This is a genomic window from Streptomyces sp. ATexAB-D23 (assembly GCF_000373645.1).
GTDB lineage: Bacteria > Actinomycetota > Actinomycetes > Streptomycetales > Streptomycetaceae > Streptomyces > Streptomyces castrisilvae.
Window position 1 is genome coordinate 1 of sequence record NZ_KB892068.1, and the last position, 17,102, is coordinate 17,102.

Consider the following 17,102-nt stretch of genomic DNA (forward strand, 5'->3'; position numbering starts at 1 on the left):
CTGGAGGACCGGCTTGCGGCTGCTGTCGCGGACTGGCGGGCGGGGCGGGTGCGGGTGGTGCGGGGCGGGAAGCGCCTGTTGAACACCCGCCATCACCTGGCCGAGGCCGGGCTGAGCGAGGAGGAGTGGCGTCAGCGGTGGGAGACGGAGCGGTGGTTTCTGGCGGCGGACGGTGAGTCGGGCAAGCGGTACGGGAACGAGACCATCCGCGTCACCCCGCAGGGCCGGGTCAGCGTCAAGCTCCCCGCCCCCTTGGCCCACTTGGCCAACAACGCGCACGGCCGCTACACCCTCACCTCGCCGGTGGTGTTCGCGCACCGGGGTGGTGAGTGGGCCGACCGCGTCGAAGGCAACCGTGCTGTGGCCTATCGCATCCACTACGACACCGGCCGGGACCGCTGGTACCTGACCGCGTCCTGGCAACGTCCTGCCGTGCAGACGATGCCTCTGGCAGCGGCGCGGGCGGGGGGTGTGATCGGGGTGGACACCAACGCCGATCACTTTGCCGCCTACCACCTCGACCCCCACGGCAACCCGGTCGGCAACCCCCACCGCTTTCCCTACGACCTGTCCAAAACGGCCGCACACCGTGACGCGCAGGTCCGCCACGCCCTCACCCGCCTCCTGCACTGGGCGAAGCAGACCGGCGTCACCGCGATCGCGATCGAAGACCTGGACTTCAGCGCGGAGAAGACGCGGGAGAAGCACGGGCGCAGGAAGCGTTTCCGGCAGCTGATCTCCGGCCTGCCCACCGGCAGGCTCAAGGCCCGCCTTGTCTCCATGGCCGCCGAGCACGGTCTCGCGATCATCGCGGTCGACCCCGCCTACACCTCACGGTGGGGTGGCCAGCACTGGCAGAAGCCACTGACCACACCCCGCCGGAAGATGTCCCGTCACGATGCCGCCGGTATCGCGATCGGGAGACGCGCCCTCGGACACCCGATCCGGCGTCGGACGACACCGCCCCGTGCGCACCAGAGCGATACGCACGGGCATCGGACCGCCCAGGCCGCACCAGGTGCCCCAGGGCGTGAGGGACCCCGCCCCCGCATCCCCGGACCACGGACACGATCCGTGCCACCGGACACGGCGAGAACGCGGGCAACCAGGACACCCAAAACCGTTCGGGATGTCCGCAGCGAACAGGAATGGGTCCAAGACCCACTCCTGCTCACTGAATAGGAACGGTCCACCTTCACCGTCGTCGTCGCGGCACTCGCCAATCTCGGCATCGCCGTGGCGAAGGCGGTCGCCGGGCTGATCAGCGGATCGAGCGCGATGCTCTCCGAGGCGGCGCACTCCGTCGCCGACACCGTCACCGAGGTGCTGCTGCTCACCGCGCTCAAGCGCAGCGAGAAGCCCGCCGACGAGGACCACCCTCTGGGGTACGGCCCCGAGCGGTACATCTGGGCGCTGCTCGCCTCCGTCGCCACCTTCGTCGGCGGCGCGGTCTTCTCGGTCTACGACGGCGTGCACACCCTGCTCGCGGGCGAGGAGCTGGGCAATCCGCTCATCTCGTACCTCGTGCTGGCCGTCGCCTTCCTGCTGGAGGGCTTCTCGCTGCGGACCGGGCTGAAGCAGGTGCGCGGCGAGGCCGTCCGGCTGGGCGCGCCCGCCAGGCACTACTTCCGGCGCACCCCCGACACCGCCGTCAAGGCCGTGGTGATGGAGGACTCGGCGGCCCTGGTGGGGCTGCTGCTGGCGGCGGGCGGGCTGCTCGGCGGCCGGCTGACCGGCTCCGGGGTCTGGGACGGCGTCGCCTCGCTGCTGATCGGGGCGCTGCTGGTGTACGTGGCCTGGGTGCTCGGCCGGTCCAACGCCCAACTGCTGATCGGCCGCCCGGTGTCGGCAACGATGCGGGCGGGCATCCGGGAGGAGCTGCTCTCGGTGGACCACGTCATCGCCGTACTGGAGCTGACCACCCTCATCCAGGGGCCGGACGAGGTCCTGGTCGCCGCGAAGGTCGACTTCCTGGACACGGTCAGCGCCGAGCAGGTCGAGTGGGCCTGCGAGCTGGCCGAGCGGCGGCTGCGGGAGCGCTACGCGTCGATCAAGCGGGTGTATCTGGATCCGACTTCGGGGCGGGAACAACGGCGCCGGGCCCGCACCGCCGGAGACGATCCGGCGGGCGGGCCCGACGAGGGGCGTGGCAGGGCCGGCGAAGGGCGTGGCGGGCCCGGCGAGGAGGGCGGCGGGCCAGGTGGCGGGGGCCGGCCGCTCACCCCCTGATCCCCTGATCCCGCCGCCATCGCCACCGCCGCTCAGCCCAGCGTCGTGAAGAACTCCGTGACGTCCTTCGTCAGCAGTTCCGGCTGCTCCAGCGAGAGGAAGTTGCCGCCCCGGTCGACCTCGGTCCAGCGCACCACGTGGTGGTCGCGCTCGGCGAACCGGCGGATCGCCACGTCTGCCTGGAGCGCCACGGCGACGGCGGTCGGGACGGTGCCCCGCTCCTTCGGCGCCCAGGCGGCCGGGTCGTGGGCCATCTCGTAGTAGAGGTGGGCGGAGGAGCCCGCCGTGCCGGTGAACCAGTAGAGGCTGACGTTGGTCAGCAGGGTGTCGCGGTCGACGGCGTCCTCGGGCAGCTCGGCGGCCGGGTCGGTCCACTCCTTGAACTTCTCGATGATCCAGGCCAGCTGGCCCACCGGCGAGTCGTGCAGGCCGAACGCCAGGGTCTCGGGCCGGGTCGACTGGATGACGTTGAAGCCCATCTTGTCGTCGCGGAAGTTCTGGAGGCGCTCCAGCCGGGTCTGCTCGGACTCGGTGAGCCCGGCGAAGTCGGCCGGGTCGTCGGAGGGGAAGGTGACGAGGCCGTTGACGTGGACGCCGTTGACGGAGTCGGGGGCCTGCCGGCCCATCTCGGCGGCGATCCAGGCCCCGCCGCCGTTGCCCTGGACCCCGTAGCTTCCGTAACCGAGGCGGGCCATCAGGGTGTTGAAGGCGGCGGCGATCCGGCCGGTGTTCCAGCCGGTCGACGTCAGCGGCCCGGAGAAGCCGACGCCGGGGGTCGAGGTGACGACCACGTCGAAGTCGCGGGAGAGCGGTTCGATGACGTCGGTGAACTGGACGAACGAGCCGGGCCAGTCGTGGACCAGCAGCAGGGCGGGGGCGCCGGCCTTCGCCGAACGGACGTGGACGAAGTGGATGTCCTGGCCGTCGATCTCGGTGAGGAACTGCGGGAAGGCGTTCAGCCGGTCCTCCGCGGCCCGCCAGTCGAAGCCGTCGGCCCAGTACGCGGCGAGGCCCTTGAGGTACTCGGCGGGCACGCCCCGGGTCCAGCCGTCGACGCCCGGCAGTCCGGTGTTCCAGCGAGTACGGGCGAGACGGTCACGCAGGTCGTCGACGTCGGCCTGCGGGATCTCGATCCGGAAGGGGCGGATTTCCTCGGTGGTGCCGTCCTGGGCGGTGCGGGCTGCGGTGGCGCTGCTGTTCTCCATGGAAAGAACTCTAGGATCGATGTAGGAAAGGTTCGTTCCTGATGGACGGAGAGAGTGCGGACCATGCTGGAAACTTCCGCGCGCCTGCTCAAGCTGCTGTCCCTGCTCCAGTCACCGCGTGAGTGGCCGGGCTCCGAACTCGCCGAACGGCTGGGGGTGAGCGGCCGGACCGTGCGCAACGACGTCGAGCGGCTGCGCACCCTCGGCTACCCGGTGGACGCCACCCGGGGCACGGCCGGCGGCTACCGGCTGGCGGCCGGGGCCGCGATGCCGCCTCTGCTGCTGGAGGACGACGAGGCGGTGGCGGTGACGATCGCGGTGCGCACGGTCGCGCGGGGCGCGATGCCGGGCATGGAGGAGACGTCGCTCCAGGCGCTGGCCAAGCTGGAGCAGGTGCTGCCCTCGCGGCTGCGGCGGCGGGTGCGGGCGCTTCAGCAGTACACCGTGCCGGTGCCCGCCGACCGGGCCGATCCGGGGGTCGGCCCGGACCTCCTGATGACGCTGACCGCGGCCTGCCGGGACCGCGAGCGCCTGCGGCTGGACTACCGGGACCACGCGGGGAACGCGTCGCGCCGGCAGGTCGAGCCGCAGCGCGTCGTCAACTGGGGGCGCCGCTGGTACCTCGTCGCGTGGGACGTGGACCGCGCGGACTGGCGGACGTTCCGGGTGGACCGGATCACGCCGCGCACGCCGTCCGGGCCGCGCTTCGCACCGCGCGAGGACCCGGAGGGGGACGCCGCCGTCTATGTGGCGGGCAAGGTGTCGGCCGCGGCCTGGCGGTACCGGGCGCGGGTGACGGTGCACGCCCCGGCCGGCGCCGTGCTGGAGCGGATCAACCCGGCGGTCGGCGTCGTGGAGCCGGTCGACGCGCACACCTGCGTGCTGGACACCGGGGCGGACACGCTGGACAGCCTCGCCGTCCACCTCGGGATGCTGGGGTACGACTTCACGGTGACGGAGCCCGCCGAGCTGGTCGCCCACCTGCGGGACCTGGCCGCGCGGTACGCCCGCGCCACCCCCGAAACCCCTGCGGACGGCCCCGCCTAGGGCCTGTCCGGCGAATTCTCGTGGGCCCGCGAAGATCCGCCGGACAGGCCCTGGAGCAGCCCCGCCGCGTCCAGCAGGTAGTCCGTCATCGGGTCGTAGAAGCGCGGGTCCAGGACGTGGTCGTCCAGGGGGACAGCCACCTGGAGGGTGCCCTCGGACTCCGCGAGGAACAGGGCGGGGTCGTTGCAGTCCGCGTACCCGATGGCGTCCAGGCCGCGCTGCGCCGCGCACCCGGCCCAGCCGTGGTCGGCGACGACCAGGTCGGGCAGCGGGCGGCCCTCCCGCTCCAGACCGTCCAGGATCGCCGCCATGGGGGCCGGGGAGTGGGTGTGCCAGAGGGTGGCGCCGCGCTCCTGGACGGCGACGTCCGCGAACTGGAAGACCATGCCCTCGTCCGCCATCAGCCCGGACGGGATGCGTACGATCTCGCAGCCGGCCGCCCGCAGCGCCGCCGCCGTCTGCCGGTGGACGTCCAGCAGCCCGCCGGGGTGGCCGGTGGCGAACAGGACCCGCTGGGCCCCGTCGGCGGCCTTCCGCAGCCTGGCGGCCGCCCGGTCCAGGGCGGCGACGGTCAGCTCCGGATCGATGGTGTCCTGCCCGAACCGGTGCTCCGGATCGTCGCTGACCCCGCACCGCTCGGCCATCACGGCCAGCACGTCCTGCTCGTCGCGCCAGCGGTCGCCCAGTTCGAGACCCAGCCAGAAGTACCGGTCGCCGTTGGCGAGCTTGCGGTAGTGGGAGAGGTTGTTGTCGCGCGGGGTGGCGACGTCTCCCGCGATGCGCGTGCGGACGAGTTGTTCGACGAGGGCGGCACGGCTGGGTATCGGCATGGGCCCATTGTGCCGTGGTCCGGGCGCGGCCGGTCAGGAACCTTCCCGGGCCCCCGCGGCGGCGAAGGCCCCCCGCGCCAGCCGGTGCAGCAGCGCGGCCGTCTCGGTGCGCCCCGGCAGGGCGTCGGGGCGGCCCGGGGCCTGTCCGGGGTCCCTCTCCGGCGTCACGGCGTCCGCCCCCTCCCCCGCGCCGGAGCCCCGGACGGGCCCGAGGTGCGGGGTCGAGTTGAGCAGGCCGAAGACGGCGTGGACGGCGGCGCGGGCCTCGTGCTCGGGGAGGTCCGGGTAGAGGTCGCGGACGACGGTGACCCAGACCTCGACGTACTGCCGCTGGAGCCGGCGCACCCGCTTGCGGTCGGTGTCCCGCAGGCGGTCCAGCTCGCGGTCGTGCAGGGTGATCAGGGGGCGGTCGTCGAGGGCGAAGTCGATGTGGCCCTCGATGAGCGCGTCCAGCAGGGCCTCGGGCGACCCGTCGCCCGAGACGGCGTCCTCGGACACCCGGAGTTCCCCGCCGGCCAGCAGCCGTTCGCTGATGCCGACGAGGAGCTCGGCGAGCATCGCGTCCTTGCCGGGGAAGTGCCGGTAGAGGCCGGGGCCGCTGATGCCGACGGCGGCCCCTATCTCGTCGACGCCGACACCGTGGAAGCCGCGCTCGGCGAAGAGCCGGGCGGCCTCCCGGAGGATCTGCTCGCGACGGGTGGGAGCCGCGACGCGGGCGGCGGCATGGGTGCTCATGAGCAGCCATTCTAGACAGGCGCGTTAGCGGTCGTTAACCTGTGGACACGTTAACGGTCACTAACATCGTCGCGTTGACGCTCATCACGACACTGCGGTACGGGCAAGGGGGCTCGACAGGATGCAGCAGGCACCGGTGCTGGCGAGCGCGGCCGATCCCGCCTCGGAGGCCTGGCAGGCCAACGAGGCGGCGCATCACGCGCTCGCCGACGAGCTGCGCAAGCGGCTCGCCACGGCCAGGCTCGGCGGGGGTGAGAAGGCCCGCGCCCGGCATGTGGCGCGCGGCAAGCTGCTGCCCCGGGAGCGGGTGGACACGCTGCTCGACCCCGGTTCGCCCTTCCTGGAGCTGGCCCCGCTGGCGGCCGAGGGGCTGTACGGGGGCGCCGCGCCGGCCGCCGGGGTGATCGCCGGAATCGGCCGGGTCAGCGGCCGGGAGTGCGTGGTCGTCGCCAATGACGCGACCGTCAAGGGCGGCACGTACTACCCGATGACCGTGAAGAAGCATCTGCGGGCCCAGGAGGTGGCGCTGGAGAACCGGCTGCCCTGCCTGTACCTGGTGGACTCCGGCGGCGCCTTCCTGCCGATGCAGGACGAGGTCTTCCCCGACCGGGAGCACTTCGGGCGGATCTTCTACAACCAGGCCCGGATGTCCGGCGCGGGCATCCCGCAGATCGCGGCGGTGCTGGGCTCGTGCACGGCCGGCGGGGCGTATGTCCCGGCGATGAGCGACGAGGCCGTCATCGTCCGGAACCAGGGCACGATCTTCCTGGGCGGCCCGCCGCTGGTGAAGGCGGCGACCGGTGAGGTGGTCACGGCCGAGGAGCTGGGCGGCGGCGAGGTGCACTCCCGTACGTCGGGGGTCACCGACCATCTCGCCAAGGACGACGCGCACGCGCTGCGCATCGTGCGCGACATCGTGGCGACGCTGCCGGACCGGGCCCCGCTGCCCTGGTCGGTGCGGCCGGTGGACGAGCCGAAGGTGGACCCGGCCGGTCTGTACGGGGCGGTGCCCGTCGACTCGCGCACCCCGTACGACGTGCGCGAGGTGATCGCCCGGGTGGTCGACGGCTCCCGGTTCGCCGAGTTCAAGGCGGAGTACGGGACGACGCTGATCACCGGCTTCGCGCACATCCACGGCCACCCGGTCGGCATCGTCGCCAACAACGGCATCCTGTTCTCCGAATCCGCCCAGAAGGGCGCGCACTTCATCGAGCTGTGCGACCAGCGCGGCATCCCGCTGGTCTTCCTCCAGAACATCTCGGGCTTCATGGTCGGCCGGGACTACGAGGCCGGCGGCATCGCCAAGCACGGCGCGAAGATGGTCACCGCCGTCGCCTGCACCCGCGTGCCGAAGCTGACCGTGGTGGTCGGCGGCTCCTACGGGGCGGGCAACTACTCCATGTGCGGCCGGGCCTACAGCCCCCGCTTCCTGTGGATGTGGCCCAACGCGAAGATCTCCGTCATGGGCGGCGAGCAGGCCGCCTCCGTTCTCGCCACCGTCAAGCGCGACCAGCTGGGCGACGACTGGAGCGCCGAGGACGAGGAGGCCTTCAAGGCCCCGATCCGCGAGCAGTACGAGACCCAGGGCAACGCGTACTACGCCACGGCCCGGCTCTGGGACGACGGCGTGATCGACCCGCTGGAGACCCGGCAGGTGCTGGGGCTCGCCCTGACCGCGTGCGCCAACGCGCCCTTGGGCGACGCCGGCTTCGGCGTCTTCCGGATGTGAGGAAGAGATGACGATGTTCGACACGGTCCTCGTCGCCAACCGGGGCGAGATCGCGGTCCGGGTCATCCGGACCCTGCGCGAGCTGGGCGTGCGCTCGGTCGCCGTCTTCAGCGACGCGGACGAGGGGGCGCGGCACGTACGGGAGGCCGACACGGCGGTACGGATCGGGCCCGCCCCTGCCTCGGAGAGCTATCTGAGCGCGGACCGGCTCCTGGAGGCGGCCCGCCGCACGGGCGCCCGAGCGGTCCACCCCGGCTACGGCTTCCTCGCGGAGAACGCGGCGTTCGCCCGTGCCTGCGCGGAGGCGGGGCTCGTCTTCATCGGGCCGCCCGCCGACGCGATCTCCCTGATGGGCGACAAGATCCGGGCCAAGGAGACCGTCGCCGCTGCCGGCGTCCCGGTGGTCCCCGGCTCCTCCGGGAGCGGGCTGAGCGACGGCGAGCTGGCGGACGCGGCGGACGCGATCGGCATGCCGGTGCTGCTGAAGCCCTCGGCGGGCGGCGGCGGCAAGGGCATGCGCCTGGTGCGGGACGCGGCGCTGCTCGCGGACGAGATCGCGGCGGCCCGGCGCGAGGCCCGCGCCTCCTTCGGCGACGACACCCTGCTCGTGGAGCGGTGGATCGACCGGCCGCGCCACATCGAGATCCAGGTGCTGGCCGACGCCCACGGCAACGTGGTGCACCTCGGCGAGCGCGAGTGCTCGCTCCAGCGCCGCCACCAGAAGATCATCGAGGAGGCGCCGTCCGTCCTGCTCGACGAGGGGACACGGGCGGCGATGGGCGAGGCGGCCGTCCAGGCGGCGCGCTCCTGCGGTTACGTCGGCGCGGGCACGGTGGAGTTCATCGTCCCGGGCAACGACCCGTCCTCGTACTACTTCATGGAGATGAACACCCGGCTCCAGGTCGAGCACCCGGTGACCGAGCTGGTCACCGGCCTGGACCTGGTGGAGTGGCAGCTGCGGGTCGCCGCCGGGGAGCGGCTGCCGTACGGGCAGGACGACATCACGCTCACCGGGCACGCGGTGGAGGCCCGGGTCTGCGCCGAGGACCCGGCGCGCGGCTTCCTGCCCTCGGGCGGGCGGGTGCTGGCGCTCAGCGAACCGCAGGGCGGCGGGGTGCGCACGGACTCGGGGCTCGGCGAGGGCGGCGAGGTCGGCAGCCTGTACGACCCGATGCTGTCCAAGGTCATCGCGTACGGCCCCGACCGGGCGACCGCCCTGCGCCGGCTGCGGGCGGCCCTCGCGGACACCGTCGTCCTCGGCGTCCCGACCAACGCGGGTTTCCTGCGCCGGCTCCTCGGCCACCCGGCCGTGGTGGCGGGCGAGCTGGACACGGGTCTGGTGGAGCGCGAGGTGGACGCGCTGGTCCCCGGGGGTGTACCGGAGGAGGTGTACGCGGCGGCCGCGCTGCTGCGGCAGCACACCGCGTCCGCCGCCGCCCGCGCCGGGGCCTGGGCCGACCCGTTCTCGGCCGGTGACGGCTGGCGGCTCGGCGGCACCCCGGCCCGGACCCTGCGCGACTTCCACATCCCCGGTCACGACCCGGTCCAGGTGGCCCTGCGGCCGTGCGGCGGCGGGGCGACGGAGCTGACGTTCGGCCATGTCGGCGAGGTCTGCGGCCCGCCGGCCCCGGAATCGGGGGCCTGCGGCCCGCTCGGACCGCTGCCCGGCGGACCGGAGACCGCGCGGACGCTCGCGGTGGACGGCGGCCGCATCACGCTCGAACTCGCCGGGGTGACCCATGTGTTCGCGTACGCCGTCTCCCCGGAGGGGCACTGGCTCGGCCGGGACGGCGACAGCTGGCACGTACGGGACCACGACCCGGTGGAGGCGTCGCTGACCGGCGCGGCCCGCTCCGGCGCCGACACGCTCGCCGCGCCCATGCCCGGCACCGTCACGGTGGTCAAGGTGGCGGTCGGGGACGAGGTCGCCGCCGGGCAGAGCCTGCTGGTGGTGGAGGCGATGAAGATGGAGCACGTCATCTCCGCCCCGCACGCCGGCACCGTCACCGAACTCGATGTCACGGCCGGGGCCACGGTCGCCATGGACCAGGTACTGGCGGTCGTGGTCCCCGCCGCCGGGGAGGAAGCATGACGACCGCCCGCACCCTGCCGATGACCGTGCCCGCCGAGGGCCTGCCCGCCCGGGTCCGTATCCACGAGGTCGGCGCCCGTGACGGCCTCCAGAACGAGAAGGCGGTCGTACCGACGGAGATCAAGGCGGAGTTCGTCCGCCGGCTCGCGGTCGCCGGGCTGACCACGATCGAGGCGACGAGCTTCGTGCACCCCGAGTGGGTGCCCCAGCTCGCCGACGCCGAGCAGCTGTTCCCGATGCTCGGCGACATCGCGGACGTGGGCGACGTGGCGCTGCCGGTCCTCGTGCCGAACGAGCGGGGGCTCGACCGGGCCCTGGCGCTCGGAGCCCGTGCCATCGCCGTGTTCGGCTCCGCGACGGAGACCTTCGCCGCCCGCAACCTCAACCGCACGGTGGACGAGTCGCTGGCCATGTTCGAGCCCGTGGTGGCCCGTGCCAAGGCGGACGCGGTGCATGTGCGCGGCTACCTCTCCATGTGCTTCGGCGACCCCTGGGAGGGGCCCGTCCCGCTCCCCCAGGTCGTGCGGGTGGCGAAGGCGCTGATGGACCTCGGCTGCGACGAGCTGTCCCTCGGCGACACCATCGGCGTCGCGACCCCCGGCCACGTACAGGCCCTGCTGACCGGGCTGAACGAGGCGGGGGTGCGCACGGAGACGATCGGCGTGCACTTCCACGACACGTACGGGCAGGCCCTGTCCAACACCCTCGCGGCGCTGCGGCACGGCGTGTCCACGGTGGACGCGTCGGCCGGCGGCCTCGGCGGCTGCCCGTACGCGAAGAGCGCGACCGGAAATCTCGCCACCGAGGATCTCGTGTGGATGCTCGACGGCCTCGGTATCGAAACCGGGGTCGACCTCGACGAGCTGACCGCCACCAGCGTGTGGCTCGCCGGACACCTGGGCCGGCCCAGCCCGTCCCGTACGGTCCGCGCACTCGCGCCCCAGCCTTACAAGGAGTGAACGTCCCCATGTCCCTGGACCACCGGCTGACCGCCGAGCACGAGGAACTGCGCCGCACTGTCGAGGAGTTCGCGCACGACGTCGTCGCCCCGAAGATCGGCGACTTCTACGAGCGGCACGAGTTCCCGTACGAGATCGTGCGCGAGATGGGGCGGATGGGCCTGTTCGGGCTGCCGTTCCCGGAGGAGTACGGCGGGATGGGCGGCGACTACCTCGCGCTCGGTATCGCCCTGGAGGAGCTGGCCCGGGTCGACTCCTCGGTGGCGATCACGCTGGAGGCCGGGGTCTCGCTGGGCGCGATGCCGGTCTTCCGCTTCGGCACGGAGGAGCAGAAGCAGCGTTGGCTGCCGAGGCTCTGCTCCGGTGAGGCGCTCGGCGCGTTCGGCCTGACCGAGCCGGACGGCGGTTCGGACGCGGGCGGCACCCGGACGACGGCGGTGCGCGACGAGGCGTCGGGTGAGTGGGTGATCAACGGCTCCAAGTGCTTCATCACCAACTCCGGCACGGACATCACCGAGTTGGTGACGGTCACGGCGGTGACCGGCCGCAAGGAGAACGGCGCCCCGCTGATCTCCTCGATCATCGTCCCGTCCGGCACCCCCGGCTTCACGGTCGCCGCCCCCTACTCCAAGGTCGGCTGGAACGCCTCGGACACCCGTGAGCTGTCCTTCTCCGATGTCCGCGTCCCGCTGGAGAACCTGCTGGGCGAGGAGGGCCGGGGCTACGCCCAGTTCCTGCGCATCCTGGACGAGGGCCGGATCGCCATCTCGGCGCTCTCGACGGGCCTGGCACAGGGCTGTGTGGACGAGTCGGTGAAGTACGCCGCCGAGCGGCACGCCTTCGGGAAGCCGATCGGCGCCAACCAGGCCATCCAGTTCAAGATCGCGGACATGGAGACGCGGGCGCACATGGCCCGGATCGGCTGGCGGGACGCGGCCTCCCGGCTGCTGGCGGGCGAGCCGTTCAAGAAGGAGGCGGCGATCGCCAAGCTGTACTCCTCGACCGTGGCCGTGGACAACGCCCGCGAGGCGACCCAGATCCACGGCGGCTACGGCTTCATGAACGAGTACCCGGTGGCCCGCATGTGGCGCGACTCCAAGATCCTGGAGATCGGCGAGGGCACGAGCGAGGTACAGCGGATGCTGATCGCGCGGGAGTTGGGGCTCCAGGCCTGAGGCACGGGGCCGGGCGCGCCATGGGCCCGCCCGGCCGAAGGGGCCTTCAGTCCTCGTGCTCCGGCACATAGTCGGGGCACAACGAGTGCCCGCACTCGCACGGAGGCCGACGGAGCGCCGCACCGGGCACGAGGTCGGCTCCCTCCGCCCCCGAATCGGCCATCGGGACGATGAGGACACCGTCCTTCCCGAAGCGCTCCGTTAACCGGGACAGCCCCTGTCGCGCCTTGCTGCCGTTCGTCATCGCACCGCACCTTTGAGTTCACTCACACCCTGGACCTCCACAGATTCGCAGTCTCGGGACTACGAACTTGCCGAGTTCGATATTGACCCGCAGTCCCAGGACTGTCAAGGTCATTGTGCTGTGCTTGACTGCTCCTTGAGACGTTGCGAGAGGAGTTGCGCATGGCGCCCAAGTGGCGGGAGTTGGCGGACAGGCTGGCCGACCGGATCCGGAGCGGCGCCTACTCCCCGGGGGACCGACTGCCGCACATCAGGGATCTCGTGGAAGCGGGCGAGGGCTCCAAGTCCACGGTCCACGCGGCATACCGGGCCCTGGAGGCCGAGGGTCTGGTCACCTCGTCGCGCGGACACGGCACAGTCGTACGGCAACGGCCTCCGCTCAAGCGTCTCGGCATCAGCAGGTACGACAAGGCCAAGTGGCGCGACGGCGACGAGGTCGCGTTCATCGCCGACCGCATGGCGTCCGGGCGCGTCCACAGACGTGACGACCAGACGCAGACGGTGAAGCGGGTCGAGGCACCACCAGCCGTCGCTGCCGCGCACGGCCTGACCCCCGGTTCGCACGTCTACGCCCGCGCCCGCGTCGTACGAGAGGCCGGGCAGCCGACGCATACGCTGACCAGCTACTACCGCCCCGAGCACGTCGAGGGCACACGTCTGGTCGACCCTTCCCCGGGTCCTGCCGGCCGGGGCGGCGGCTTTCGCGTGCTCTACGACGCGGGCTACGAAATCGACCGCATGCGCGAGGAACTCTTCGCACGCGCGGCGACCCCCGAGGAGTCGAAACTGCTCATGCTGGCCGGGGGTGAACCGGTGGTCGAACTGCACAGGACCGTGTACACGGCGGACGGAACGGTCGTCGAGTTCGCGATAGGCGTGCACGTCGCCTCACGATTCACCTGGTCGTACGACTTCGACGTTCCCGACTCGGCCCAGGGCGGAGGTACCACGTGACCGTCTCCTCCCGGTCGTGGTCGGACGCCCTGCTGTTGTGGGACCACCACCTGATGCACCACGACCCGCGCCCCTGCTCGGTGGCGATCGGCCTGGGCAGCCATGACCTGGGGGTCGCGGACATGACCGTGCGCCTCTACCAAGGCGGTATGGCCCCCCTCATCGTGTTCACCGGCGCCACCAGCCCCACCTCGCGTGCGCGCATGCCCCGCGGTGAGGCCGTGCACTATCGCGAGCGGGCCCTCGAACTCGGCGTCCCCGACCGCGCGGTGCTCATCGAGCCGCGCGCCCGCAACACCGGGGAGAACATCCGCTTCTCCCGGGCGGTCCTCGAAGAGGCAGGCGTCCCGATCTCGTCCGTCCTGCTGGTGAGCAAGCCGTACGAGGAACGTCGCGCCCACGCCACCGCACGCAAACTGTGGCCGGGAGTCGCGTTCGTGTGTGCCTCGGCCCCCGTCACGTTCGAGGAGTACCTGGCCTCGATCCAGAACGACCGCATGGTCATCGACATGCTGGTCGGCGCATTGCAGCGCCTGATGATCTACCCGGCGCAGGGCTTCATGGCCGCCGACCCCGTTCCGGACGACGTGGCTGCCGCGTACGAGCGGCTGTGCCGAGCAGGCTTCACGAGCCGGCTCATCGCGGACGGGGCCAACGCGTACGGATAGCCCCCCCCCGTCGCCCGCATGTGGCGCGACTCCAAGATCCTGGAGATCGGCGAGGGCACGAGCGAGGTACAGCGGATGCTGATCGCGCGGGAGTTGGGGCTCCAGGCCTGATCCGGCCGCGCACGGTCCGACCGCGCGTGTGATGCGTAAGACACCCCTAGCCCGCCGGGGGCCCGATGGCCAATGATCGGAGCATGCGCGCACAGGACAAGCAGGATGCCGCCCCTCGCCCGGTCCGTACGGAGCCCGCTGCCGCGCGCTCGGCCGGCGCCGTGGTCTCCGGCGCCGTGGCGCCGGCCGGACCGGTCGGCCTCGCCGGGACGGCCGGGACGGTCGGCCTCGCCGGGACGGTCGGTCTCGCGGGCGCGGTCGGCTCCGGAGGCGCGGTGCCCGGGGGCCGGCTCGGGGCGTTGCAGCGCTCGATGGGCAACGCCGCCGTCGTCCGGGCGCTGGAGCGGCAGTGGCAGGCCGACTGCCGGATACCCGGACTCCCCCACGGGCACGGCGAGTCGGCGCCCGTACAGCGCCATGAGCACGGGCCGTCCTGCGGGCGCGGCGGGCCCGCTCCCGTGCAGCGCTCGTCCGTGCCGGACGTGCTGCGCGGCCCCGGGCGGCCGCTGGGCGGTGACGTCCGTACGGAGATGGAGGCGCGGCTCGGTGCCGACTTCTCCGATGTGCGGCTGCACACCGGGCCGGCCGCCCAGCGCTCGGCGGCCGAGGTCGGGGCCCGCGCCTACACCTCGGGCAGCCATGTCGTCATCGGCTCCGGCGGCGCGGACCGGCACACGCTGGCCCATGAGCTGACGCACGTCATCCAGCAGCGCCAGGGGCCGGTCGCGGGCACCGACAACGGCTCGGGGCTCCGGGTCTCGGACCCCTCCGACCGCTTCGAGCGCGCGGCGGAGGAGAACGCCCGCCGGGTCCTGGCCGGTCCCGCGCCCACCGGGGCGGCGCCCGTGCAGCGGACGGCGGACGGCCCGGCCCGTACCGGCGGGGAGATCGCCGTACAACGCCTCGGCGAGGGCGAGGCGCCCTTCGACCACGCCCAGTACTACGCGCACACCAACTGGCAGGCGTCGGCCGAGCGGTTCGAGCAGCGGCTCGGCGCGTACGCCTTCGGGCACCCGAGGGCGCTCGCGGCGGCGCGCAAGACGGTGAACCGGCTCAAGCAGCTACTCATCAAGTACAGCCGCATCGAGCACAAGGACTCCGCGCTCGCCAACAAGTCGTTCTTCAAGGACGACCGGACGAGCGCCGGGCAGGTGGGCGAGAAGATGACCACCGCCCAGATCAACGACTTCTTCTCCCGGGACGGCAACGTCCGTGAGCTGATCACGGCCGTCTACAACGCCGCCTACTACAACAAGGGCGCCGAGCTGTCGCTCAAGAACATCCTCAACAGCATCATCGGGCCCAAGCCGAAACTGGCGTCGACCCTCGGCATGAACGAGGAGGAGCTGAAGAAGCACTCCGCGTTCCTCAACAGCTGGACCCGGCTGCCCCTGTGGGCCGGGGCGAGCGCCGTCGGCAAGGGTTACAACTACGAGAAGGACCCGTACGCCCTGGGTGGCCTGCTGTGGCAGTCGGACTCGGAGACCGTGGCCGGCGACACCCGCGAGATGATCAGCAGCCAGGGGCCGCGCAAGGAGCGCAGCGAGGCCGACAAGGCGGCCAACCGCAAGACCCCCCGGGACTACGAGACCCGCGGCGCCCCGCTCAGCGCGCGCGAGCTGGAGTTCGCGGGAAAGCCGGGGCCCGATGACAAGCTGCCCTGGAACGAGGGCGCGGCCTACTGGGAGATCCAGCAGAACGAGGCCTGGCCGAAGGCGAACGCCGAGCGTGGCATCCCGATCGTCGCCGGGATGTCCGGCACCACGACCCGGATGCTCAAGACCTTCCAGTGGATCAACGTGCCCGGGGTGGACGTCTTCGACTACCGGATGGCGCTGATGGGCTGGATGCTGCCGTCCTGGGACCACTCGCTCTACGAGATCCTGCGCGGCTCCTGGGCGGCCGGGGTCAAGGGGCCGGGCGAGACCGTCGCCCGAGCGGGCAAGGGCGCGGCGCTGATGTACCAGAGCATCGCGCCCTTCACGGAGGAGGAGCTGCGCCGAAACGTCTGCGTCGACGGGCAGTTCCCGCACGAGCTGATGTATCTCGCCCAGGCCAACATGCCCCGTGCGGTCGACCCCGCGGCGAGCGGCTTCATGGAGCCCGGCCGGGCCACGGCGGGTGAAGTGCCGGGCAGGTACGCCGACTTCCTCGCGGGCGACACGGCGCCCACGCCGGAGATCGCCGACTGGAAGGCGAGGAACAACGGTGCCTCCACCACGGCCCTCGCGGAGCGGCTCAAGCCCGCCCACGCGACCGCGCTGATGGCCTACACCGGGGGCGCGCACCAGATGATCAACTCGGTGGTGCGCAGCCGGCTGCTGCCCGAGGGGTACGCGCCGTACGGCACCGCCGGCCTGGCCGCCTCGGGTGCCGAGGCGCTCTCACTGCAACAGATCAAGAAGCAGCTCAAGTGGGCCGCCCAGGACCCCGGTGGCGAGGCGGTGAACACCCTCGAAGAGGACCCGGTGATCGCGCCCCAGCTCGCGGCCGCCCGGGGCACGGACCCGACGGCCAAGAAGGCGGCCGTCGCCGTCATCGACGCGCGCGTCGACCTCCTCGCGCCCGTGCTCTTCGAGGAGATGAAGGCGCACGCCGACATGACGATGGAGGCGCTGAAGCGGCTGCCTCCCGTCACCGGCACCGTCTTCCGCGGCGACTGGAACGCGGGCGGCGACGAGTCGGTCTACCAGCTCGGCAAGCAGGCCGCGCTGAACTACCGGCCGGGCTCCGTCTTCACCACCTCGTTCGACAGCACCAGCAGGGACGAGCCCGTGGCCATGGACTTCATGCGCGGCCAGAAGGTCTCCGGCAGGGCGACGCACCGGATCCTGCTGGAGCTGACGCTCACCGGCAAGTACGGCCGTGACGTCGAACCCTTCCACCGCTACCAGAACACCGAGTCCGAGGTCCTGCTCATGCCGGGCGCGAACTTCAAGGTGACCAGGAGCGAGTGGAAGCAGGACCCGCACCACGACGCGACGAAGGGCGGCAGCGCCTGGTACGAGCACGTCCGGGCGACGGAGGCCTGAGGGCGGCGCCGCGTCCACCGGGGCCGGGCCCCATCGACAGGTCGCCACACGCTGAGGTTAGGCTAGCCTTCCTTCGAACGTGTCACCTGCCGG

12 protein-coding genes and 2 pseudogenes are annotated in these 17,102 nt (G+C 72.2%); 11 read left to right on the forward strand and 3 right to left on the reverse strand.

Annotated features, from left to right (window positions below; translation table 11 throughout):
• On the forward strand, positions 1-1,182 hold a 1,182-nt coding region (locus B082_RS0131335), incomplete at its 5' end, for an IS200/IS605 family element transposase accessory protein TnpB (protein WP_018555742.1).
• 6 nt (positions 1,183-1,188) lie between these two features.
• Positions 1,189-2,229, forward strand: a pseudogene (locus tag B082_RS37125) (cation diffusion facilitator family transporter); the annotation flags it as partial.
• Positions 2,230-2,261: 32 nt separating this feature from the next.
• On the opposite strand, the gene B082_RS0131345 reads toward B082_RS37125, so the two are convergent.
• Positions 2,262-3,434: an epoxide hydrolase family protein gene (locus B082_RS0131345; RefSeq protein WP_018555744.1), complete on the reverse strand. Its 1,173-nt coding sequence runs from the start codon at positions 3,432-3,434 to the stop codon at positions 2,262-2,264.
• Positions 3,435-3,497: 63 nt separating this feature from the next.
• Between B082_RS0131345 and B082_RS0131350 the strand changes: the two genes are divergently transcribed.
• Entirely contained in the window at positions 3,498-4,481 is a 984-nt protein-coding gene (locus B082_RS0131350) for a helix-turn-helix transcriptional regulator (RefSeq protein WP_018555745.1), read from the forward strand.
• Here B082_RS0131350 and B082_RS0131355 read toward each other — a convergent pair.
• Together B082_RS0131355 and B082_RS0131360 are read right to left on the reverse strand one after the other, a co-directional pair.
• A complete protein-coding gene (locus B082_RS0131355; protein WP_018555746.1) occupies positions 4,478-5,311 on the reverse strand; it encodes a phosphatase in 834 nt (277 codons plus the stop codon). The two genes, B082_RS0131350 and B082_RS0131355, sit on opposite strands and share 4 nt — an antisense overlap.
• A gap of 33 nt (positions 5,312-5,344) precedes the next feature.
• Positions 5,345-6,046 (reverse strand): TetR/AcrR family transcriptional regulator, encoded by a 702-nt coding sequence (locus B082_RS0131360; protein WP_018555747.1) that lies wholly within the window; start codon positions 6,044-6,046, stop codon positions 5,345-5,347.
• A 121-nt stretch (positions 6,047-6,167) separates the two neighbouring features.
• Between B082_RS0131360 and B082_RS0131365 the strand changes: the two genes are divergently transcribed.
• The 8 genes and pseudogenes from B082_RS0131365 to B082_RS37130 all read left to right on the forward strand — a co-directional run bounded on the left by B082_RS0131365 (position 6,168) and on the right by B082_RS37130 (position 17,009).
• On the forward strand, positions 6,168-7,775 hold the full coding sequence (locus tag B082_RS0131365; RefSeq protein ID WP_026250386.1) for a carboxyl transferase domain-containing protein: 1,608 nt from the start codon (positions 6,168-6,170) through the stop codon (positions 7,773-7,775).
• A gap of 7 nt (positions 7,776-7,782) precedes the next feature.
• A complete protein-coding gene (locus B082_RS0131370; RefSeq protein ID WP_018555749.1) occupies positions 7,783-9,867 on the forward strand; it encodes a biotin carboxylase N-terminal domain-containing protein in 2,085 nt (694 codons plus the stop codon).
• Positions 9,864-10,826, forward strand: a complete 963-nt coding sequence (locus tag B082_RS0131375; protein ID WP_018555750.1) for a hydroxymethylglutaryl-CoA lyase — start codon at positions 9,864-9,866, stop codon at positions 10,824-10,826. Before B082_RS0131370 ends, B082_RS0131375 begins: the two co-directional genes overlap by 4 nt.
• Positions 10,827-10,834: 8 nt before the next feature.
• The gene (locus B082_RS0131380; protein ID WP_018555751.1) at positions 10,835-12,001 is read left to right on the forward strand and encodes an acyl-CoA dehydrogenase family protein; all 1,167 of its coding nucleotides are present in this window, start codon (positions 10,835-10,837) and stop codon (positions 11,999-12,001) included.
• A gap of 405 nt (positions 12,002-12,406) precedes the next feature.
• Complete coding sequence (locus B082_RS0131390) at positions 12,407-13,198, forward strand: GntR family transcriptional regulator (RefSeq protein ID WP_018555753.1); 792 nt, start codon at positions 12,407-12,409, stop codon at positions 13,196-13,198.
• Between the two features lie 53 nt (positions 13,199-13,251).
• The gene (locus B082_RS0131395) at positions 13,252-13,866 is read left to right on the forward strand and encodes a YdcF family protein (RefSeq protein ID WP_051094736.1); all 615 of its coding nucleotides are present in this window, start codon (positions 13,252-13,254) and stop codon (positions 13,864-13,866) included.
• A 6-nt stretch (positions 13,867-13,872) separates the two neighbouring features.
• Positions 13,873-13,977 (forward strand): annotated as a pseudogene (locus tag B082_RS38470) (acyl-CoA dehydrogenase family protein); the annotation flags it as partial.
• Positions 13,978-14,060: 83 nt separating this feature from the next.
• Positions 14,061-17,009: a DUF4157 domain-containing protein gene (locus tag B082_RS37130; protein WP_420707715.1), complete on the forward strand. Its 2,949-nt coding sequence runs from the start codon at positions 14,061-14,063 to the stop codon at positions 17,007-17,009.
• Positions 17,010-17,102 lie beyond the last annotated feature (93 nt).